Source organism: Belnapia sp. AC561 (assembly GCF_979252845.1).
Window position 1 is genome coordinate 179,895 of sequence record NZ_CEEDBP010000002.1, and the last position, 19,012, is coordinate 198,906.

21 protein-coding genes are annotated in these 19,012 nt (G+C 71.2%); 7 read left to right on the top strand and 14 right to left on the bottom strand.

The annotated features are described in order from the left end of the window. Window positions 1–94 precede the first annotated feature (94 nt). Window positions 95–1,009, top strand: a complete 915-nt coding sequence (locus tag AC0IW9_RS02545) for a DnaJ C-terminal domain-containing protein (protein ID WP_471646634.1) — start codon at window positions 95–97, stop codon at window positions 1,007–1,009. Then, the gene (locus AC0IW9_RS02550) at window positions 1,006–1,272 is read left to right on the top strand and encodes a chaperone modulator CbpM (protein WP_471646635.1); all 267 of its coding nucleotides are present in this window, start codon (window positions 1,006–1,008) and stop codon (window positions 1,270–1,272) included. The genes AC0IW9_RS02545 and AC0IW9_RS02550 overlap by 4 nt, the downstream gene beginning before the upstream one ends. A 22-nt stretch (window positions 1,273–1,294) precedes the next feature. Here the strand turns inward: AC0IW9_RS02550 and AC0IW9_RS02555 are convergent, their stop codons facing one another. The 12 genes from AC0IW9_RS02555 to AC0IW9_RS02610 all read right to left on the bottom strand — a co-directional run bounded on the left by AC0IW9_RS02555 (window position 1,295) and on the right by AC0IW9_RS02610 (window position 11,489). Then, window positions 1,295–2,581 (bottom strand): bifunctional folylpolyglutamate synthase/dihydrofolate synthase, encoded by a 1,287-nt coding sequence (locus AC0IW9_RS02555; RefSeq protein ID WP_471646636.1) that lies wholly within the window; start codon window positions 2,579–2,581, stop codon window positions 1,295–1,297. Window positions 2,582–2,591: 10 nt separating this feature from the next. After that, complete coding sequence (gene accD / locus AC0IW9_RS02560) at window positions 2,592–3,521, bottom strand: acetyl-CoA carboxylase, carboxyltransferase subunit beta (protein WP_471646637.1); 930 nt, start codon at window positions 3,519–3,521, stop codon at window positions 2,592–2,594. Between the two features lie 55 nt (window positions 3,522–3,576). Beyond that, on the bottom strand, window positions 3,577–4,392 hold the full coding sequence (gene trpA, locus AC0IW9_RS02565) for a tryptophan synthase subunit alpha (RefSeq protein ID WP_471646638.1): 816 nt from the start codon (window positions 4,390–4,392) through the stop codon (window positions 3,577–3,579). Next, entirely contained in the window at window positions 4,389–5,645 is a 1,257-nt protein-coding gene (gene trpB, locus AC0IW9_RS02570) for a tryptophan synthase subunit beta (protein WP_471646639.1), read from the bottom strand. Before trpB ends, trpA begins: the two co-directional genes overlap by 4 nt. Window positions 5,646–5,703: 58 nt before the next feature. Beyond that, window positions 5,704–6,348 carry a phosphoribosylanthranilate isomerase gene (locus AC0IW9_RS02575; RefSeq protein WP_471646640.1) on the bottom strand — a complete coding sequence of 215 codons (645 nt, stop codon included), beginning with the start codon at window positions 6,346–6,348 and terminating at the stop codon, window positions 5,704–5,706. Next, window positions 6,345–7,058, bottom strand: coding sequence for an orotidine-5'-phosphate decarboxylase (gene pyrF, locus AC0IW9_RS02580; protein ID WP_471646641.1), 714 nt, complete (start codon window positions 7,056–7,058; stop codon window positions 6,345–6,347). Before pyrF ends, AC0IW9_RS02575 begins: the two co-directional genes overlap by 4 nt. Window positions 7,059–7,060: 2 nt before the next feature. Then, entirely contained in the window at window positions 7,061–7,405 is a 345-nt protein-coding gene (locus AC0IW9_RS02585; protein ID WP_471646642.1) for a LapA family protein, read from the bottom strand. Between the two features lie 7 nt (window positions 7,406–7,412). Next, window positions 7,413–7,739, bottom strand: a complete 327-nt coding sequence (gene ihfB, locus AC0IW9_RS02590; protein WP_471646643.1) for an integration host factor subunit beta — start codon at window positions 7,737–7,739, stop codon at window positions 7,413–7,415. A 31-nt stretch (window positions 7,740–7,770) separates the two neighbouring features. Further along, on the bottom strand, window positions 7,771–8,700 hold the full coding sequence (gene sppA, locus AC0IW9_RS02595; protein ID WP_471646644.1) for a signal peptide peptidase SppA: 930 nt from the start codon (window positions 8,698–8,700) through the stop codon (window positions 7,771–7,773). A gap of 103 nt (window positions 8,701–8,803) precedes the next feature. Further along, window positions 8,804–9,319, bottom strand: coding sequence for a L,D-transpeptidase family protein (locus AC0IW9_RS02600; protein WP_471646645.1), 516 nt, complete (start codon window positions 9,317–9,319; stop codon window positions 8,804–8,806). Window positions 9,320–9,516: 197 nt separating this feature from the next. Continuing rightward, window positions 9,517–10,521, bottom strand: a complete 1,005-nt coding sequence (locus AC0IW9_RS02605) for a TauD/TfdA dioxygenase family protein (protein ID WP_471646646.1) — start codon at window positions 10,519–10,521, stop codon at window positions 9,517–9,519. 53 nt (window positions 10,522–10,574) lie between these two features. Beyond that, entirely contained in the window at window positions 10,575–11,489 is a 915-nt protein-coding gene (locus tag AC0IW9_RS02610; RefSeq protein WP_471646647.1) for a 3-hydroxyacyl-CoA dehydrogenase family protein, read from the bottom strand. Window positions 11,490–11,544: 55 nt separating this feature from the next. On the opposite strand from AC0IW9_RS02610, the gene AC0IW9_RS02615 reads away from it, so the two are divergent. Further along, window positions 11,545–12,006 (top strand): L-2-amino-thiazoline-4-carboxylic acid hydrolase, encoded by a 462-nt coding sequence (locus AC0IW9_RS02615; RefSeq protein ID WP_471646648.1) that lies wholly within the window; start codon window positions 11,545–11,547, stop codon window positions 12,004–12,006. On the opposite strand, the gene AC0IW9_RS02620 is transcribed toward AC0IW9_RS02615, so the two are convergent. Then, on the bottom strand, window positions 12,003–13,544 hold the full coding sequence (locus tag AC0IW9_RS02620; RefSeq protein ID WP_471646649.1) for an amidohydrolase family protein: 1,542 nt from the start codon (window positions 13,542–13,544) through the stop codon (window positions 12,003–12,005). The two genes, AC0IW9_RS02615 and AC0IW9_RS02620, sit on opposite strands and share 4 nt — an antisense overlap. 65 nt (window positions 13,545–13,609) lie before the next feature. Between AC0IW9_RS02620 and AC0IW9_RS02625 the strand changes: the two genes are divergently transcribed. From AC0IW9_RS02625 to AC0IW9_RS02635, 3 genes are read left to right on the top strand one after another with little or no spacing between them, the layout of a single operon-like run. Next, window positions 13,610–14,680, top strand: coding sequence for a DUF6817 domain-containing protein (locus AC0IW9_RS02625; protein WP_471646650.1), 1,071 nt, complete (start codon window positions 13,610–13,612; stop codon window positions 14,678–14,680). 49 nt (window positions 14,681–14,729) lie between these two features. Beyond that, complete coding sequence (locus tag AC0IW9_RS02630) at window positions 14,730–15,716, top strand: Bug family tripartite tricarboxylate transporter substrate binding protein (RefSeq protein WP_471646651.1); 987 nt, start codon at window positions 14,730–14,732, stop codon at window positions 15,714–15,716. Then, on the top strand, window positions 15,716–16,699 hold the full coding sequence (locus tag AC0IW9_RS02635) for a Bug family tripartite tricarboxylate transporter substrate binding protein (protein WP_471646652.1): 984 nt from the start codon (window positions 15,716–15,718) through the stop codon (window positions 16,697–16,699). Before AC0IW9_RS02630 ends, AC0IW9_RS02635 begins: the two co-directional genes overlap by 1 nt. Here the strand turns inward: AC0IW9_RS02635 and AC0IW9_RS02640 are convergent. Beyond that, window positions 16,662–18,044, bottom strand: a complete 1,383-nt coding sequence (locus AC0IW9_RS02640; RefSeq protein ID WP_471646653.1) for a hypothetical protein — start codon at window positions 18,042–18,044, stop codon at window positions 16,662–16,664. The genes AC0IW9_RS02635 and AC0IW9_RS02640 overlap by 38 nt on opposite strands. A 51-nt stretch (window positions 18,045–18,095) precedes the next feature. On the opposite strand from AC0IW9_RS02640, the gene AC0IW9_RS02645 reads away from it, so the two are divergent. Beyond that, a complete protein-coding gene (locus tag AC0IW9_RS02645) occupies window positions 18,096–19,001 on the top strand; it encodes an EamA family transporter (RefSeq protein ID WP_471646654.1) in 906 nt (301 codons plus the stop codon). The last annotated feature ends 11 nt before the right edge of the window (window positions 19,002–19,012 follow it).

A 19,012-nucleotide genomic window follows, 5' to 3' on the forward strand; every position in this document is an offset into this window, starting at 1 on the left:
AACGGTCGCGCGCTGGACCCGGGCGGGTGCGGCGCGCAATCTTGTGGCTTGCCGGGACGGCCCCACCACGCCGTCCGGCCTGAAGGATACCGGCATGGCGGACAATCCTTACACAGTGCTTGGCGTCGCGCGCGACGCGACTCCGGAGGCGATCAAATCCGCCTATCGCAAGCTGGCCCGGCAGCATCACCCGGACCTCAACCCGGGCAAGCCGGAGGCGGAGGCGAAGTTCAAGGCGGTCTCGGCGGCGCATGACCTGCTGTCGGACCCCGAACGGCGCGCCCGCTTCGACCGCGGCGAGATCGATGCCGAGGGGCAGGAGCAGCGCCCGGCCGGGGCTTATCGGGAGGGGGCCTATCGCCAGCATGCCGAGGCGGCCGAGGGCGAGCGCTACGCGAATGCGGGCGGCTTCGAGGATATCTTCGCCGAGATGTTCGAGGCGCGGGGGCGCGCCGCTTCCGGCCCGCGGCGCGGCCGGGATGCCAGCTACCGGCTGGACGTGCCCTTCCAGGCCTCGGTCCAGGGCGCGACGGAGCGGCTGACCCTGCCGGATGGGCAGGTGCTGGACGTGAAGATCCCGCCCGGCGTGGTCACCGGCCAGGTATTGCGGCTGCGCGGCCAGGGCGGGGCCGGGCGCAACGGCGGCCCGGCCGGGGATGCGCTGATCGAGCTGGAGGTGGCGGAGCATCCGCACTACCGCCGCGACGGGATGGACCTGCGGCTGGAGCTGCCGGTGACGCTGCAGGAGGCGGTGCTGGGCGGCGCGGTGGAGGTGCCGACGCCCTCGGGCACCCTGCGCGTGACCCTGCCGGCGGGCAGCGACACGGGCCGGCAGATCCGGCTGCGCGGCAAGGGCGTGGCGGCCTTCGGCGCGCGGCCGGCGGGCGACCTGTTCCTGACGCTGCGGGTCGTCATCGGCCGGCCCGACCCGGCGCTGGAGGCCTTCCTGCGGGAGTGGAAGCCCGAGCACCCCGCCGATCCGCGCGCCGGGCTGGAGGCGGAGACATGATCACCTTCGATATCCTCCTCACCCGCGTCGAGGGGCTGGAGCCGGATGACCTGCAGCGCTGGATCGCCGAGGGCTATGTGCGGCCCGATGCCGAGGCGGAGGCGCTGGTCTTCCACGAGATCGACGTGGAGCGGGTGCGGCTGATCCTCGAGCTGCGGGACCGGCTGGCGGTGGATGAGACGGCGCTGCCGGTGGTGCTGTCGCTGCTCGACCAGGTCTATGCGCTGCGGCGGCGGCTGCGGGAGCTGGGGGTGGGCGTTTAGGCCCCGGGGGAAGCCCTTCGGGTCAGGCTTCCACGTCCAGCTTGAGGACCTCGCCGGCTAGGTAGAGGCTGCCGCAAACCAATACCCGGGCGGCCGGGCCGGTGGTGGGCAGGGCTGCGAGGGCCGCGGCGACGGTGGGGCCGGGACGGGCGGGCTCGCCCCCCAGGCTGGCACTGGCTTCGATGATGCGCTCCACCGGCGTCGCCAGATGCTGGCCGGGTTCGGCGACGGCCCAGAGGCTGGCGGCATGCGGCAGCAGCGGGCGGAGGAAGTCGGCGACGACCTTGGTGCCCTTCATGCCGACGACGAGGTGCAGCGGCCGGTCCCGCCACAGCGCCGCCTGCGCCGCAAGCGCCGCGCCGCCGCCGGCATTGTGGCCGCCATCCAGCCAGAGCTCCCAGCCCGGCGGCAGGGTGGCGGCGAGGCGGCCCCGCAGGCGTTGCAGCCGGCCGGGCCATTCGGCGGCGGCGATGCCGGTGGCGATGGCGGCCGGCGTCAGCCAGGGCGGCGCCCAGGCGCGCAGCGCGGCGATGGCGATGCCGGCGTTGTCCGCCTGATGCGGGCCGAGCAGCCCGGGCGGCGGCAGGTCCAGCGGGCCGGCGGCATCGGCGAAGCGCAGGCCGCCGTCGCGCGGCGCCATGGTCCAATCGGCGTCGCGGGCCAGCAGCGGGGCGCCGGCGGCGGCGGCGCAATCGGCGACGACGGCCAGCGCCGCAGGGTCCTGCCGGCCGGTGACGCAGGGAATGCCGGGCTTGATGATCCCGGCCTTCTCGAAGGCGATCTTGCCGATGCTGTCGCCGAGGAATTCCATGTGGTCCATGGAGATGCTGGTGATGGCGGTGGCGACCGGGTCGGCGATGACGTTGGTCGCATCGAAGCGGCCGCCGAGGCCGACTTCCAGTACCAGCAGGTCGGCGGGGATACGGGCGAAGAGCAGGAAGGCGACGGCGGCGATCACCTCGAAGACGGTGATCGGGGCGGCGTCGTTCACCGCCTCCACCTCCTCCAGCGCCGCGGCCAGCATGGCTTCGTCCACCAGCGTGCCGGCGAGGCGGATGCGTTCGTGGAAGCGGACCAGATGCGGCGAGGTGAAGACATGCACCCGCTGCCCGGCGGCTTCCGCGATGGCACGCAGGAAGGCGCAGGTGGAGCCCTTGCCATTGGTGCCGGCGACATGGATCACCGGCGGCAGCCGGCGCTCCGGATGGCCGAGTTTGACGAGCAGCGCCTGGAGGCGGTCCAGGCTCAGGTCGATGAGGACGGGGTGGAGCAAGTGCAGGCGATCGAGGATCGCCTCCGAGCGGCTCATTGGAGGCGGCTCACGCCGGCGGCGCCGCGGGCTCCGCCTCGGCCGGGGCCGCCAGGGCGAGCATGGCTTCCGGCGCGGGTTCCACCAGGCGTTCCGGCACCCGCAGCAGGCCGATCAGCCGGGCCAGGGTGGCGCGCATGTCGCCGCGCTTCACCACCATGTCGAGGATGCCGTGCTCCAGCAGGTATTCGGCGCGCTGGAAGCCTTCGGGCAGCTTCTCCCGCACCGTCTGCTCGATGACCCGGGCGCCGGCGAAGCCGATGAGGGCATTGGGCTCGGCGATCTGGATATCGCCCAGCATGGCGAAGCTGGCGGTGACGCCGCCCGTGGTCGGGTCGCAGAGGACGACGATATAGGGAAGGCCGGCCTCCTTCACCATGCGCGTCGCGATGACGGTGCGCGGCATCTGCATCAGGCTGATGGCGCCTTCCTGCATGCGGGCGCCACCCGAGGCGGTGAAGACGACCAGCGGCGCATCCTGCAGCACGGCGAGGCGGGCGGCGGTGACCAGCGCCTCCCCCACCCCGGCGCCCATGGAGCCGCCCATGAAGCTGAACTCGAAGGCGGCGGCGACGACCTTGCTGCCCTCGATGCTGCCATGGGCGACCACCACGGCATCTTCCTGCGCGGTCTTGGTCTGGGTTTCCCGCAGCCGGTCGACGTAGCGGCGCTGGTCGCGGAAGCGCAGCGGGTCCTGCGGCGCCTTCGGCAGCTCGATCCGCGACCAGCCGGCATCCAGCGTGTAGTCGAGCCGCTGCCGGGCGCCGACCCGCATGTGGTGGCCGCAATGGGTGCAGACGTGCAGGTTCCGCTCGAGGTCGCGGTGGAAGATCATCTGCTCGCAGGCGGGGCATTTGTGCCAGAGGTTCTCCGGCACCTCGCGCGGGGCGCCGAAGAGCGTCTTGATCTTCGGCAGCGCCCATTCGCTGATCCAGTTCATGCGGGTCTCCGGGGCTTGGCGGCGCGAAAAAGGACGGTAGGCGCTGGTTGCAGCCCTATCCGTGCACCGCTTCCGCCAGCGCCCGCACCTGGTCCAGCACCAGCCGCACCGTCTCGGGCCGGGCGCTGCCGTCCTCGTTCAGGCTGGCGGCCAGGGTATCGACCAGGGCGGTGCCGACCACGGCGCCATCGGCCAGCTTCGCGGCTTCGGCGGCCTGCATCGGGGTGCGGATGCCGAAGCCGATGGCGATCGGCAGGCCGGTATGCTGGCGGATGCGGGGGATGGCGGCTTCCAGCGAGGCGGCGGAGGCGCTGCGGGTGCCGGTGATGCCGGTGATCGAGACGTAGTAGACGAAGCCGCTGGTCGCGGCGAGAACGCGCGGCAGGCGTTCGTCGTCGGTGGTCGGCGCCACCAGCCGGATCAGGTCGAGGCCGGCGGCCTTCGCCTGGGGCTCGATCTCGTCGGCTTCCTCCGGCGGGACATCGACGACGATCAGGCCATCGACGCCGCTATTGGCCGCCTCGGTGCAGAAGCGGTCGACGCCGAAGGCGAGGATGGGGTTGTAGTAGCCCATCAGGATGATCGGCGTGGTGTCGTCGTCGCGGCGGAAGTCCCGCACCAGGGCCAGCACGCCGGCGAGCGTGGCGCCGGCCTTCAGCGCCCGCTGGGCGGCCCGCTGGATGGAGGGGCCATCGGCCATCGGGTCGGTGAAGGGCACGCCGACCTCGATCAGGTCGGCGCCGGCGCCGGGCAGGCCGCGCAGGATGGCGAGCGAGGTCGCGCCATCCGGGTCGTAGCCCTGGAGGTAGGTGACCAGCGCGCCGCGGCCCGCCGCCTTCAGCGCCGCGAACTTCGAAGCGATGCGGCTCACATCTCGACTCCCAGATGGCGGGCCACGGTGAAGATGTCCTTGTCGCCCCGGCCGCAGAGATTCATCAGGATGATCTTGTCGCGCGGCAGGGTCGGCGCCTGGCGGATGACATGGGCCAGGGCATGCGCCGGTTCCAGCGCCGGGATGATGCCCTCGAGCTTCGAGCAGAGCTGGAAGGCGGCCAGCGCGTCGTCATCCGTCGCATGGACGTATTGCACCCGGCCGAGTTCGTGCAGCCAGGAATGCTCCGGGCCGACGCCGGGGTAGTCGAGGCCGGCGCTGATCGAATGCGCCTCGGTGATCTGGCCGTCGCCATCCTGCAGCAGGTAGGTGCGGTTGCCGTGCAGCACGCCGGGGCGGCCCTTGGTGAGGGAGGCCGCATGCTGCTCGGTCTCGACGCCATGGCCGGCAGCCTCGACGCCAAACATCTCGACCGAGGGGTCGTCGAGGAAGGGGTAGAACAGGCCCATGGCATTGGAGCCGCCGCCGATCGCCGCGACCAGCGCATCCGGCAGCCGGCCCTCGGCCTCCTGCATCTGCACCTTGGCTTCCTCGCCGATCACCGACTGGAAGTCGCGGACCATCACCGGATAGGGGTGCGGGCCGGCGACGGTGCCGATGCAGTAGTAGGTATCCGCGATATTGGCGACCCAGTAGCGCAGCGCCTCGTTCATCGCATCCTTCAGCGTCGCGGCGCCGGAGGTGACCGGGATCACCTCGGCGCCGAGCAGCTTCATGCGGAAGACGTTGGGCTGCTGCCGCTCGACGTCGGTCGCGCCCATGAAGACCGTGCAGGGCAGGTCGAACAGGGCGCAGGCGGTCGCGGTCGCCACGCCATGCTGGCCGGCGCCCGTTTCCGCGATGATGCGGGTCTTGCCCATGCGCTTGGCCAGCAGGATCTGGCCGAGCACGGCGTTGATCTTGTGGGCGCCGGTATGGTTGAGCTCGTCGCGCTTGAAATAGACCTTGGCGCCGAGGTTGGGGTCCTTGGCCTCCGCGCGCAGGTGCTCGGTCAGCCGGCCGGCGTACCAAAGGGGGCTGGGGCGGCCGACGTAGTCCTTCAGCAGGCGGCGCCATTCGGCATCGAAGGCCGGGTCGCGCTTGGCCGATTCATAGGCCTGCTCGACCTCGAGGATGAGCGGCATGAGCGTTTCGGCAACGAAGCGGCCGCCGAATTGGCCGAAGCGGCCACGATTGTCCGGGCCCTGCTTGAAGGAATTGGGGCGTAAGGAATTGGCCAGCGGCTTGTTCACGAGCTTTCCCCTGATCTGGCGGCCGTCATAGAGCAGCCGGACAGTTGGGGAAAGGCGGCTAGACCCCTGCCCCGCGCACCGCGGCGACGAAGGCGGCGATCCGGGCCGGGTCCTTGACCCCCCTCGCCCGCTCCACGCCGGAGGAGACATCCACCCCCATGGCGCCGGATTGGCGGATGGCTTCCACCACCGTCTCCGGCGTCAGCCCCCCGGCCAGCAGCCAGGGACGGGGGATGGTGCGGCCGGCGGTCAGGCTCCAGTCGAAGGGCGCGGCATTGCCGCCGGGCAGCTCGGCCCCGACGGGGGGCTTGGCATCCAGCAGGAAGCGGTCGACCGTCGGCGTGTAGAAGGCCAGGCCCTCCAGGTCGCGCGGGTCGCCGACGCCGACCGCCTTCATCACCGGCAGGCCGGTGCGGGCGCGGATGGCGCTGCAACGGGCGGGGCTTTCCGAGCCATGCAGCTGGATCATCCCGAGCGGCAGGGCGGCCAGCACCTCATCCAGCTCGGCATCGGTCGGGTCCACGAAGAGGCCGACGCGCAGGGGGCCGCCCTCGACCCGGGCGGAGAGGGTGGCGGCCTCGGCCGCCGTCACCGCGCGGGGGGACGGCGGGTAGAAGACCAGCCCGACCATGTCGGCGCCGGCCTCGGCCACCGCGTCGAAGCCGGGGGCATCGTTGATGCCGCAGATTTTCACGAGGGTCATTGCGGCAGGCCAGCAGCGATGGCGCGCATCGCGGCAGACGGATCCGCCGCGCCTGTGATAGGGCGGCCGACGACGATCCAGTCGGCCCCGGCGGCGACGGCCTCGGCGGGGGTGGCGGTGCGGGACTGGTCATCCGCGGCGCTGCCGGCGGGGCGGACGCCGGGGACCACCAGCAGCGGCCCAGGACCCAGGGCGGCGCGGATGGCGGCGACCTCCTGCGGGGAGCAGACCAGGCCATCGGCACCGGCCTCATGGGCCAAGCGGGCGAGGCGCAGCACCTGCTCGGCCGGGCTGCCGGCGACGCCGGTGGCGGCCAGGGTGGCGGCATCGAGGCTGGTCAGGACGGTCACGGCCAGCAGGATGGGGCGCTCGGCGCCGGCGGCTTCGGCGGCGGCGCGGGCGGCGGCGATCATCGGCGCGCCACCACCCGCATGCAGCGTCAGCATCGCCGGGCGCAGCGGCAGCAGCGACCTGACGGCGCCGGCCACGGTATTCGGGATGTCATGCAGCTTCAGGTCGAGGAAGACCGGCGCCAGCGGGGTGACGCGGTGCATGGCCGCCGGCCCCTGGGCGGTGAAGAGTTCCAGCCCGAGCTTCACCGGGCCGCAGCCCGGCGCCAGGGCAGTGGCCAGGGCGGCGGCGCGGTCGAGATCCGGGGTATCGAGCGCCGGGATGATCCGGGCCGCCGGCGTCGTCGGGCGTTGCAGCACGCCTAGGCGGCCGGCCGCTGCAACCGGGCGAGGTTGGCACCGGCCGGGGGCGGCACCGGGCCGATGTTGCGGGCCGCCGCCGCGCGGTATTCCGCCAGCTCGGCCGAGAGGACGCGGGCGGCATCCTCCGCCTTGCGGGCCCGGCCGCGATGGACCAGCCCGGCGGCCCAGGTGACGGCAGCGCCGAGGATGAAGAACAGCGCCCCGATCACCAGGATGGCGACCGAGAGCGGCGCGGCCCAGGCCAGATCGAAGGGCCAGAGATAGAGATAGACCTCCTGCCGGTTCGAGAGGCCGAACAGGATCAGCAGGACCAGCAGGGGGGTAAGCAGAATCCAGCGCAGCATCACAGCCTCACGAAGTGGCCGGGGAACGGGCACTGCGGGGGGCGGGTTGCGGCGTGCCGCCATTCACCCTTTCCCGCAATTCCTTGCCCGGCTTGAAATAGGGCACGGCCTTGCCCTCCACCGGAACGGCGGCACCGGTGCGTGGGTTGCGGCCGGTGCGGGCATCCCGCTGCTTGGCGGAGAAGGCGCCGAAGCCGCGCAGCTCCACCCGGTCTCCCCGGGCCAGGGCCGCGGTGATTTCCTCGAAGACCGTCGCCACGATCAGCTCGATATCGGGTTGGCGCAGATGCGGATTTTCCGTCGCCAGATGCGCGATCAGCTCGCTTTTGGTCATCGCCGCCTTTCCCGGGTGCGGGGGAGGCTTACTACCTCACCGTTGCCTGTGGCGGAAGCTGCCAGAGCAGGCCGGGTCCGTCAACGCCAAGCCATTCTGAAACCAAGGTTTTTACGAAGCCCTGGAAGGTTGCGCCGAAAATCCGTTCCGCCGGGCCACGAATGTCGAGATCCTCGACCGGCAAGGCCTCCGGCACCTGCTTCTCGGCAGCCAGCCAGGCGCGGGCCTCGGCCTCCCCGCCGATGGCATCGACCAGGCCGGCGGCGAGAGCCTGGCGGCCGGTGAAGACGCGGCCATCGGCCAGGGCGCGGACCTGGGCTTCCGGCAGGTGGCGGCCGGCGACCACCTTGGCGACGAACTGGTCGTACATGTCGCCGATCACGCCCTGGAGCGCCGCGCGGCCCTCGGGCGAGAGGGGGTGGAAGGGATTGGGCTGGTCCTTCAGCGGGCCGGAGACCAGCGCTTCCCCGCGCACGCCGAGGCGGGCGAGCAGCTCCGAGGGGTCGATGGTCTGCAGGATGACGCCGATGGAGCCGGTCAGGGTCGATTCGCGGGCATAGATGCGCTCCGCGGCGACGGCGGTCATGTAGCCGGCGGAGGCGGCGGTGCCGCGCATGACGGCGACCACCGGCTTGGCGGCGCGCAGCCGGGTGAGCGCGGCATGCAGCGCCTCCCCGCCGCCGACGCTGCCGCCGGGGCTGTCGATGGCGACGAGCACGGCGCGGACGCTGCCGTCCTTGGCCAGCTTGTCGATCGCCTCATGCAGTTTGCGGTCGTCGGAGATGAAGCCGGCGACGGTGAGGCGGGTGACATGGCCGGCGCCGAGGCCGGGCAGGTCGGTGCCGCGGGCCAGCCAGAGCATGGCGGCACCGGCCACCACCAGCACGGCAAAGCCGCGCCACAGCGCCAGGCGGCGCTTGAGCCGGCGGCGGTCGATCAGCAGGTCGGTCTCGAGACCCATGGTGGCTCCGGGCGTTGCCCGGTGGATGTGTGGGCGCAGGCTCGGCGGAGCAAGAACAAATCCGGGGAGCGCCGTGGCAGCCCTGGGCCAGGCCGCCCAGCCGTCACTCGTCCTTCGCATCCTTCTTGTGCTGCTGCTGCCTCGGGATGACCCAGACATGGGTCGTCCCGACATGCGACCAGTCGAATACGAATTGCGCATCCGACTGGGTCAGATGGATGCAGCCATGGGAGGCGGTGCCGGGATCGCCGACATGGAAGCCGACCGCAGGTGCGAATTGGACATACAGCGGCATCTTCGCGGGCCTGCCGGTCTTCGGATTCTTGTAGAGCGAGCTTTCGTGGTCGGCATCCTTCTGGATCACCTTGAAGCCTTTTCCCGTGGGCGTCGGATGCGGCTTTCCATGCCAGGTGCCGCCCGTGGAAAAGCTCGTGATGGTCTTCACGATGGCACCGTCCTTGTAGAGGACGATGACGTGGCGATCCTCGGAAACCACGATCCAATCACCCTCGGTCGGCGGATTGCTGACCGGATTCTTGTCGACCCTGGCGGCCACTTCCTCGAAGTACATCGCAATCGAGCCGATCGAGGCAGTGAATTCCTCAAAGAGATTGGCCATTGCCTGGCATCCCCATGTCGCTGCTGCGACGTGGAAAATACGGTATTCGCCACGCGTCGGTGCGTGAATAAATCTCACTGTTCCGTGCCGGCATGCTGGCCCGCAGCCGGAGGATGAGGGCGGAGGCGCGACAGCCTTCCGCGGGTTCGGGCGATCGCCGTCCTATGGTCGCGCCGGACGACTTCCGGGCCCGGCGGCTATGCCGCGATCCAGCTCTTCGCCTCCCCGGCATAGGCGGCCCCCGGATTGCCGCTGACGGTGGTGCGCCACATGATGCGGCGTTCCTTGTCGGCGTCGAACCAGGTCGCGGCATGGACGGTGCAGCGGTTGTCCCAGATGACCAGGTCGCCGGCGGTCCATTCATGCGCATACACGAAGCGCGGCTGGGTCATATGGGTCATCAACTCGCAGAGCAGCGCCCCGCCGGCGCCATGCGGGCCGGGCTCCATGCCGGCGATCGGGCCGTCCAGCCAATCCATCTGGCCGTATTCGCACATGTAGAGGGCACGCTGGCCGGTGACGGGATGGATGCGGACCAGCGGCTGGCGCTGCGGCGCCTGATGCGGGGCGAGCGGCTTCGGCGTCTCCCCGGCCAGCACCGCATCCCGCTTGCGGCCGAAGTTGGAGGAAACGTGCAGGCCGTCGAGATGCGCGATCCGCGCCTGCATCTCGGGCGAAAGCGCGTCGTAGGCGGCGGTGCCATCGGCGAAGAGGGTCTGGCCCTGGCCCTGCGGCACCGGCAGCACGCCGAGGAACAGCGAGACATCCGGCGGCGGGCGGCGGTAGCTCTGGTCGGTATGCCAGCCGCGGCGATGCGGGAATTGGACCGGCAGCCTGCCCTCGGCGGTCAGCGGCGGGTTGGGCATGGCGGGAGGCTGGCGCAGCGCGGGGGGCGTGTTGGAGACGACGAAGATCTCCGGCACCTCCGGATGGACCATGTTCGCGGCCATGCCGGTTTCCCGGTAATTCTCGACCTCGGGGCCGAACAACCGGCTGAGGCGGAGCAGCAGGCCGGGGTCATCGGCCATGGCGCCCATGCCGGGGACCAGCAGCAGGCCATGCGCCTTCCCCAGCAGGTGCGGCAGGGTATCCGGCTCGGCCTCGGCGGCGGCGACGAAGGCGGCGGCATCGCCGGCATGGCGGATGCTACCGCCGAAGCTGGCGCCCGGCAGGGGGGATTGGAACTCGAAGCTGCTGCTCATGCGCGCTGATCTCCGCCGGGACGGGTGAGCCTATCCAGCCCTTCGCCGAAGGGTCAATCCGTGGCGGGATGCTGGCGCGGCCTCGGGGCAACCAGGGCGCGGGCCGCCTCCGCCTCGGCCTGCAGGGCGAGGAATCGGGCCACGTAGTCCGCGGCGAAGGCGCGGTAGGCGGCCGGGTCGGTCCCGCGCCAGTCGTAGAAGCCGAGGCCGGAATCGGCGCCGGTCTCGCCGCGGCGGGGCAGTGCCAGCATCCAGTCGGCGGCATGGCCCTCGTGGTGCAGCGCCGGCACCAGCCCGGCCTGCGAGGCGGCGTGGGTCCCGAGGCCGGAGAGGTCCTTCTGCTCGACCAGCCCGGTGACGGCCATGCGCGGGCCGAGCAACCGGCGGATGACGAGGTCGACCGTGGCGATATCGACCGCGCCCTCGGCGACCATCTGGTAGGCCTCGTTCGCCATGGCATGCTGCAGGCGGTTGATGAGGGCGCCGGGGATGGGCTTGTTCAGCCGCAGCGCGGTGCGGCCGCAGCGGGTGAGCAGGTCGGCGATGGCGTCCAGCATGGCCGGTGCCGATTGCCGGACGGCGACCAGCTCGACGAAGGCGAAGGTATCGGCCGGCATCATGTAGTGCAGGCCGCAGAAGGCTTCCGGGAAGCGGAGGCCGTCGGCCAGGTCCTGCAGCGGCAGGACGGAGGTATTGGAGGCGATCAGCGTCCGGCCGCCCCAGGCGGATTCGATCCCGGCGAGGAATTCCTGCTTGAGCGCCATGTCCTCCGGGATGCTCTCGATGAAGAGGTCGGGCGGCGGGCCTTCCGCGGTGCCGATGCGGCGGGTCGCCTCGGGCAGACCGGGCTTGGGGGTGGCGGGGTCGCGGCTGAGCAGCCAGGTCTCGACGCCCCGGCTGGCGAAGCCGCGCAGGATGCCGAGGCCCATGACCCCGCCCCCGGCGACGCAGACGCTGCGGATCTCCATGTGCTTTCCTCCCCTGATGCGGCGATAGTCCGGCCGCAACGGCATGGGGGCAAGCATGAGCATCGGGATCCTGGAACAGCGCCGCATCGAGGCGGCTTTCGCCAAGGGCATCTATGAGGAGATGGCGGCCGAACTGGGCGCCGAGCAGGCCAAGGCGATCCTGACGCGCGCGGTGGTGAAGCTGGCGAAGCAGGCGGCGGCGGAGATGGCGGCGGACTCGCCGGAGGGGCCGACGCTGGACTACTTCATCAGCCAGCAGGAGCGCTGGACCCGCGGCGATGCGCTGCGGATCGAGGTGGTGGAGCAGGAGGCCGACCGCTACGGCTTCAACGTGACCCGCTGCAAGTATTCCGAGATGTACCGGGAGATGGGGCTGGCGGAGCTGGGCGGCGTGCTGTCCTGCAACCGCGACGGCGCCTTCTGCGAGGGGTATAGCGACAAGCTGAAGCTGACCCGCACCCAGACCCTGATGGGTGGGGCCACGCATTGCGACTTCCGCTACAAGGTCGAGGACTAGACCCGCGAGCTCGGCCGGTAGAAGGGTTCGTGCCGCGCCGGGTCGATGTAGCCGGCGTAGAAGCGCTGCACATGCGGCAGCAGCGCCTTGGACAGCTTCCGCCGCTCCACCTCGTCGTCCGAGAGGGCGTGCGAGAGCTCGTCGTGCAGCTGCTTCAGGGCGCTGTCGCGGTCGACGCGGGTGAAGCGGCCGTCCTGGTAGATGACCTCGCCGTCGCAGACGACGGTCCGCACCGCGCTCGACTTGGCGCGCTGGATGACGGCATCGAGCAAGGGCGTCAGCGGGTCGAGGTAGGGATAGGCGATGCTGTCCCAGTCGATCAGGGACAGGTCGCAGCCCTTGCCCACCTCCAGCGTGCCGAGGCTGTCCCGCCAGGATGTGGTGCGGGCGCCGCCGGTGGTCGCCATGCGCAGCACCTGGGCCATCCGCGGCACCGCGGCCGGGTCCATGCCCGGCACCCGATGCGCCCGCAGCACCAGCCGCATCTCCTGCAGCATGTCGCGGTCGTCGTTGATCCCGGCCTCGTCCAGGCCGATGGCGGTATTGATGCCGACCGCCTCCAGCCGGTTCAGCGGCGCGACGCCGGAGCGCAGCCGGAAGTTGGAGGAGCAGTTGTGGCAGACGCAGCTGCCGGTTTCGGCCAGCCGGTCGATGTCCCGCGCGTTCAGCCAGGTGCCGTGGCCGATGGTCAGATTGGGGCCGAGCAGGCCGAAGCGGTCGAGATACTCCACCGCGGTACCGCCGCCGCGCCGGCGGGCGTATTCCTTCTGGTAGGCGGTCTCGACCAGATGCATGTGCATCGGCGCGTCGTACTCGCGCGACAGGTCGCCGAGCGCCGCCAGCGCCTGATCCGAGCACCAGTGGAGGTTGGCCGGTGCCAGCTGCACCTTCACCCGGCGCTTGGCATCATGGCTGCGGTGGAGGTTGCGGAAGAGGTCGAGGTTGTCCTCCAGCGAGAGCTGGAAGCGGTCGAACCAGCGCTGCATCGGGCCGCGCAGCTCGGGCGGCAGGCTGGCCACGAGGTCCTGGTCGGCGCCATAGACCAGCCGGTTCTGGTCGCGCAGCGCCAGGCAGTAGGAGACCCGCATGCCGATGTCCTCATAGGCGCGGATCAGCTCGGCGGAGCGGGCCTCGACCTCCGGCAGCCGGCCGGGGGACCAGCCGTGCAGGTGCTGCACGGTGGTGATGCCGGAGCCGATCATCTCGAAGGCTGAATAGAGCGTGTCGAGGTAGACGTTCAGGGTGCGGGCCACCATCCGCGTCACGAACCACAGCTCCAGCGGCATGTCGGGCGAGCCGAGCTGCAAGGGCGTCAGCCCGACATGGTGGTGGCCGTTGACGAAGCCGGGCAGCATCACCTCCCGCCCCGTGCCCACCACCGGGGCGGTGGGGTGGCGGCGGTGCAGGTCGTCGTAGGTGCCGGTGGCGGCGATGATGCCGTCCTCCTGCAGGATGGCGCCATCGGCCACCTCCTCCCACTCCGTCGCCGAGAGGGTGCGGGTGATCATGGCGCGGCTGCGGATGAGCGTGGTGGCCATGGCCGGGTCTTTCCTGGGACTGGCGAAGGCTACAAGCTGGGGCCATCCTGCCGGAAGGCCCCACCATGTCCGAATACCTCCATCCCCTGCTGAAACCGCTGCTGGCCGACGACTGGGCCGCCATCGACCCCGGGCTGCCGAAGCTGCTGGAGCTGCTCTTCTCCCGCGCCGCCGGGGAGGACTGGCACAAGGCGGGGACCTTCAAGGACCATCTGCTGGGCGTCTACCGGACGCTCGCCCTGTGGGACCAGCCGCGGGAGGTGCGGCTGCTCGGCCTGTTCCACAGCGTCTATTCCAACGAATACGTCGACCTGAAGCTCTTCGATGCCTCGGGCAACCGGGCGGAGCTGGCGGCGGCCGTCGGGGAGGAAGCCGAGCGGCTGATCCATACCTTCTGCGTCATGCCCCGCAGCCTCTTCATGCGGCGGCTGCTGGAAGACGGCGACCTGCCGGAGGAAGGCATGGCGCTGGAGCGGGAGGGCAAGCCCGACGTGCTGCTCAGCATGAAGGACGTGGCGGTGTTTGCCATCGCCACGCTCGCCGATATCGCGGAGCAATGGCATTCCTGGCAGGACGAGATCTTCACGGGCTTCCCCGGGCCGCAGAAGCCGCGCCGGGTGGCCGAGCATTGGGCGGCGGCGCTCTGGCCGGGGCCGCTGAAGCCGACGGCCAGCGCGCTGTCGATGCTCTCCCGCCTCGCCAAGCCGCTGGGCGACATGCCGCCGGAGTGGGGGCTGCCGGTGCCGCCCGTCTTTGCCCGCTGCACCGCGGTGCTGGACCCGGCGGACGAGATGGCGGCCGCCACGCTGTACTGGCAGGCGGTGACGCGGGCGCTGCCGATCGGCAGCCCGGACCCGACCCGGCGGGCGCTCGAAGGGGCGGCGGCGCACAACCCCTATGTCGCCGAGCCCCGGCTGCTGCTGGCGCAGCTCGCGCTGGCGGCGGGGGATTGGGCGGCGGCGCGGGACCATGCCGAGGCGGGGCTGGCGCTCCTGTCGGATTGGGGCACCGCCTGGGACAAGCGCATCGCCTGGTCCGGCTGGGTCGCCTGGGCGCGCATCCTGCGGCAATCGGCCGAGGCGCGGCGCTGGCCGGAAATGCTGGGAGGATTGAACGGGCTCGGGCTGGTCGGCTGAACCGTTCCGGGGCATTCTCCGGGGCAATAGGCCACCCCGGGGAAACATCATGTCCAGGATCACGCGGCGGGCCACGCTCGCCAGCCTGCTCGCCACGCCAATGCTCGCCCAGGCTCAAGCTTCGGAGTGGCGGCCGAACCAGCCCATCCGCCTGGTGGTCCCGGCGGCGCCGGGCGGCACGGCGGATATCAGCGCCCGGCTGCTGGCGCCCTTCCTGCAGGGCCATTTCGGCCAGAATTGCGTGGTGGAGAACCGCTCCGGCGCCGGCGGCGTCATCGGCACCGCCGAGGTCGTCCGCGCCGCGCCGGATGGCCAGACCCTGCTGCTCGGCAATATCGGGCCGCAGGCCATCGGCCTCTCGCTGTACCGGAGCCTGCCCTATGGCAAGGATGCGCTGCTGCCCGTCTCCGGCACGGTGCGCGGGCCGAATGTGCTGGTGGTGCGCAAGGGTATCCCGGCGCAATCGGTGGCGGAGCTGGTCGCCTATCTGAAGGCCAATCCGGGCAAGCTCAGCTTCGGCTCCCCCGGCGTCGGGCAGTCGCCGCATCTCACCGGAGTCTGGTTCAACCAGGCGACGAAGACCGAGGCGATCCACGTGCCCTTCCGCGGCGCCGGCCCGGCGATGATGGAGCTGGTCGCCGGCAACATCGACTACATGTGGGACAACCTGACCAGCGGCATCCAGCAGGTGCGCGACGGCAGCGTGAGGGCGCTGGCGGTCAGCAGCGCCGAGCGCAACCCGCAGCTGCCGGACGTGCCGGCGGCGCGGGAGACGATCCCGGAGCTGGCGCAGTTCGACGTGAATACCTGGTTCGGCATCTTCCTGCCGGCGGTGACGCCGCGGCCGATCGCGCAATCCATCAACAGCGCGATGAAGACCTGGCAGGACACCGAGGAGGTGAAGGCGCGCTGGCGGCAGATGGGTGGCGTCTCGCTGCACGGCACGCTGGAGGAGTTTGCCGCCTTCGTCCGCGCCGAGGGCGAGAAATGGGGCAATGTCATCCGCCAGGAGGGCCTGCAGATGGATCTGAGCTGATGAGCGCCCTCACCCGCCGCTCGGCCTTGGCGCTGCCGCTACTCCTGCCGGTCTCGGCGCGTGCGCAGAGCACGTGGCGGCCGCGGACCCAAGTGCGGATCGTGGTCGGCGCGGCCGCCGGCGGCACCACCGACGTGATGGCGCGGCTGGTGGCGCAGCACCTTCAGGCGCGCTGGGGCACGCCGGTGGTGGTTGAGAACCGTACCGGGGCCGGCGGCACGATCGGCACCATGGAGGTGGTCCGCGCCAAGCCGGATGGGCTGACCCTGTTCAAGGGCAATATCGGGCCGCAGGCGATCACCTATTCGCTGTTCCGCAACCTGCCCTATACGCCGGCGCAGCTGACCAATATCGCCGGGACCATCCGCGGCCCGAACGTGCTGGTGGTGAACAGCGACACGCCGGTGCGCACCATGGCGGAATTCGTCGCCTGGCTGCGGGCCAACCCCGGGAAGATCAGCTATGGCTCCACCGGCGTCGGGCAATCGACGCATCTCTCGCCGGTGTGGATGCTGCAGCTGCTGCAGGTGGAGGCGATCCACGTGCCCTTCCGCGGCAGCGCCCCGGCGCAGACCGAGCTGCTCTCTGGCAACATCGGCTTCATGATCGACAACCTGACCGGGGTGATCGAGCATATCCGCGGCGGAAGGGTGCGGGCGCTGGCGGTGACCGGGGCGGAGCGCAATGCCCAGCTCCCGGATGTGCCGACCATGCGGGAGACGCTGCCGGAACTGGCGAGCTACGAGGTGAATACCTGGTTCGGCCTGTTCGGCCCGGCCGGGCTCCCGGCCGAGATCACCGCGGCCCTGAATGCCGAGGTGAATGCCTACATCGACCAAGCGGAAACCCGGAAGCGCTTCGACGAACTGGGTGGCGTGCCCTTCAAGGTGACGCCGGCGGAGTTCGACCGCTTCATCACCGGCGAGATCGCCAAGTGGCGCGGCGTCATCCAGAAGGAAGGCCTGCAGCTCGACGCGAGCTGAGGCGCGCGGCCAGCCATAGGGCGACCAGGGCGGCGGCAAGGGCGAAGGCCGGGACCGCCGTGACCTGGTAGCGCGGCATGTTGAGGCTGACGGCCGGATAGGCCAGCAGGTTGTACCAGCCGGGCGTCAGCAGCAGCAGCCAGGCCCAGCGCCGCCGCCGCAGGGCCCAGGCGCTGGCCGCGACCAGGGCGGGCAGGCCGAGGACGATGAATTCATCGATCCAGAGCCCGCGCCAGACCAGCGGCGGGAAGCTGGCCAGCCAGCCGAGCGGATTGCCGAGGAAGGCGTCGCGCAGGCTGCGGTCCACCACCGCGCGGGCGGCGGCCTCCGTCAGGCCCTGCTCCGCGGCGACGCGGGCGACCCAGGGCAGGTAGCGGTTCTGGCCGATGTCGTAGTAGCCGCCGGGGATATCGATCTGGAAGGGCTGCCAGACCTCGGGCGCGAACAGCATCCGGGCGAGGCCATCGCCCATGCCGCGGGTCCAGAAGACGAAGGCGCAGGCGATCTCCCGGGCCTGCATGCCGAGGTAGACCTCCCGCGTCGACAGGGCGATGCCGGAACGGGCATCGGTCAGCACGAAGGCATCGGCAACCAGGAGGTTGCGCAGCATCCAGCCCAGCACCGGCAGCAGCGCGGCCAGCAGCAGCAAGGCGGCATGTTTCGGCAGACGGCGGCGCAGCGGTGGCCAGGCGAGGGCCGGGAGCAGGGGCGCGGTCAGCAGCAGCAGCGGCAGGAAGATGGCCTTGGTGAGGACCAGCGCCGCGGCGGCGAGGCCGGCGGCGATGGCCCGGCCGGCCCCCGGCCGGCGGATCCAGTGCAGCAGCGCGGCCAGCAGCAGCGTGACCAGCAGCAGGGCGAGGTAGTCCGAGATCACCTCCCACCGGCCTTTCAGCATCTGCTGGTTCAGCGCGACATAGGCGCAGGCGACGACGGCGGCGACGGCGGAGCCGGTGAGCCGCAGCGCGACCCAGGCGAGCACCAGCGCACTGGCCAGGACCATCGCCAGATTGGCCCAGCGTGCGGGGCGGTAGAGCGCATCGGGGCAGGCGCCGGGCGCGGCGAGGCAGGCCGGGGTGAAGGCGGCGAGCGGCGTGCCCAGGCGCATCAGCCCGGCCAGCAGCAGGGGATAGCCGGGTTCGCGGCTCAGCGCGGCGGTGGCATCGCCGGTCAGGCCATAGCTGCCGTGCCGGGCGAGGCCATGCGCGGCCAGCAGATAGGTCTGGCTGTCGCCGCTATGCTCCGCCACGGTGCGGAAGCGCGCGTTCAACGCCAGGGAGACGAGTAGCGGCAGCAGCAGGCCGAGCAGCAGGAGCAACCCTGGGCGGCGGAAACGCGGGATTGGCACGGTCTCGGCGCTCCGCCTAGGCTCGGCGCTCATAGGTGGCGGGCGGGCTCGATGCAACTCTGGGTGCTGGTGACCTTGACCGCCGCGCTGTTCCAATGCTGGCGGACCGCGATGCAGCAGAAGCTGCGCGGCCAGCTTTCGGTGAATGCGGCGGCGGTGGTGCGCTATCTCTATGGCGTGCCGGTGGGGGCGGCGCTGCTGGTGGCCTATATGGCGGCCGCCGGCGGGACAGTGCCGGCCTTCAACGGCCAGTTCCTGCTGCTCTGCGCGGCCGGCGGGCTGGGGCAGATCCTCGGCACCAACCTGCTGATCATGGCCTTCGGGCATCGCGGCTTCGCCGTCGGCACCGCCTATGCCAAGACCGAGGCGGTGCAGGGCGCCATCCTCGCCCTGGTGCTGCTGGGGGAGAGGATCTCGGCGCTGGCCTGGCTCGGCATCGCCATCGGGGTCTGCGGGGTGCTGTGGCTGTCGCTCGCGGGGCGGGCCGCGTCCTTCCGGGAGCTGGCGCGGGCGACGGTGCAGCCGGCGGCGGTCTGCGGCCTGGCCGCAGGCTTCTTCTTCGCGCTGACGAGCGTGCTGGTGAAGGCCGCCAACCTGTCCCTGCCCGGGGAGGACCCGATCCTGCGGGCACTGGTGACCCTGGTGGTGGCCAATATCCTGCAGACTATCATGCAGGGCGGCTGGCTGCTGGCGCGGGAGCCGGCGCAGCTGCGGGCGGTCTTCACGACCTGGCGGACCAGCGCGCAGGTCGGCGCGCTGTCCGCCTGCGGCTCGGCCTGCTGGTTCAGCGCCTTCGCGCTGGCCCCGGTCGCGCTGGTGCGGGCCGTGGGGCAGGTGGAAATCCTGATGACCCTGCTGTTCAGCCGCTTCTACCTGAAGGAATCGCCCAGCCGGGCCGAGGTGCTGGGGGCGCTGACGGTGGTGCTGGGCGTGGTGCTGGTGCTGGCGGGGCGCTGACGCGCCCCGCC

Coding starts and splice junctions, on each gene's coding strand:
- AC0IW9_RS02545 (WP_471646634.1), top strand. CDS start 95: ATGGCGGACAATCCTTACACAGTGCTTGGCGTCGCGCGCGACGCGACT.
- AC0IW9_RS02550 (WP_471646635.1), top strand. CDS start 1,006: ATGATCACCTTCGATATCCTCCTCACCCGCGTCGAGGGGCTGGAGCCG.
- AC0IW9_RS02555 (WP_471646636.1), bottom strand. CDS start 2,581: ATGAGCCGCTCGGAGGCGATCCTCGATCGCCTGCACTTGCTCCACCCC.
- accD (WP_471646637.1), bottom strand. CDS start 3,521: ATGAACTGGATCAGCGAATGGGCGCTGCCGAAGATCAAGACGCTCTTC.
- AC0IW9_RS02575 (WP_471646640.1), bottom strand. CDS start 6,348: ATGACCCTCGTGAAAATCTGCGGCATCAACGATGCCCCCGGCTTCGAC.
- AC0IW9_RS02585 (WP_471646642.1), bottom strand. CDS start 7,405: ATGCTGCGCTGGATTCTGCTTACCCCCCTGCTGGTCCTGCTGATCCTG.
- ihfB (WP_471646643.1), bottom strand. CDS start 7,739: ATGACCAAAAGCGAGCTGATCGCGCATCTGGCGACGGAAAATCCGCAT.
- sppA (WP_471646644.1), bottom strand. CDS start 8,700: ATGGGTCTCGAGACCGACCTGCTGATCGACCGCCGCCGGCTCAAGCGC.
- AC0IW9_RS02600 (WP_471646645.1), bottom strand. CDS start 9,319: ATGGCCAATCTCTTTGAGGAATTCACTGCCTCGATCGGCTCGATTGCG.
- AC0IW9_RS02605 (WP_471646646.1), bottom strand. CDS start 10,521: ATGAGCAGCAGCTTCGAGTTCCAATCCCCCCTGCCGGGCGCCAGCTTC.
- AC0IW9_RS02610 (WP_471646647.1), bottom strand. CDS start 11,489: ATGGAGATCCGCAGCGTCTGCGTCGCCGGGGGCGGGGTCATGGGCCTC.
- AC0IW9_RS02615 (WP_471646648.1), top strand. CDS start 11,545: ATGAGCATCGGGATCCTGGAACAGCGCCGCATCGAGGCGGCTTTCGCC.
- AC0IW9_RS02620 (WP_471646649.1), bottom strand. CDS start 13,544: ATGGCCACCACGCTCATCCGCAGCCGCGCCATGATCACCCGCACCCTC.
- AC0IW9_RS02625 (WP_471646650.1), top strand. CDS start 13,610: ATGTCCGAATACCTCCATCCCCTGCTGAAACCGCTGCTGGCCGACGAC.
- AC0IW9_RS02630 (WP_471646651.1), top strand. CDS start 14,730: ATGTCCAGGATCACGCGGCGGGCCACGCTCGCCAGCCTGCTCGCCACG.
- AC0IW9_RS02635 (WP_471646652.1), top strand. CDS start 15,716: ATGAGCGCCCTCACCCGCCGCTCGGCCTTGGCGCTGCCGCTACTCCTG.
- AC0IW9_RS02645 (WP_471646654.1), top strand. CDS start 18,096: ATGCAACTCTGGGTGCTGGTGACCTTGACCGCCGCGCTGTTCCAATGC.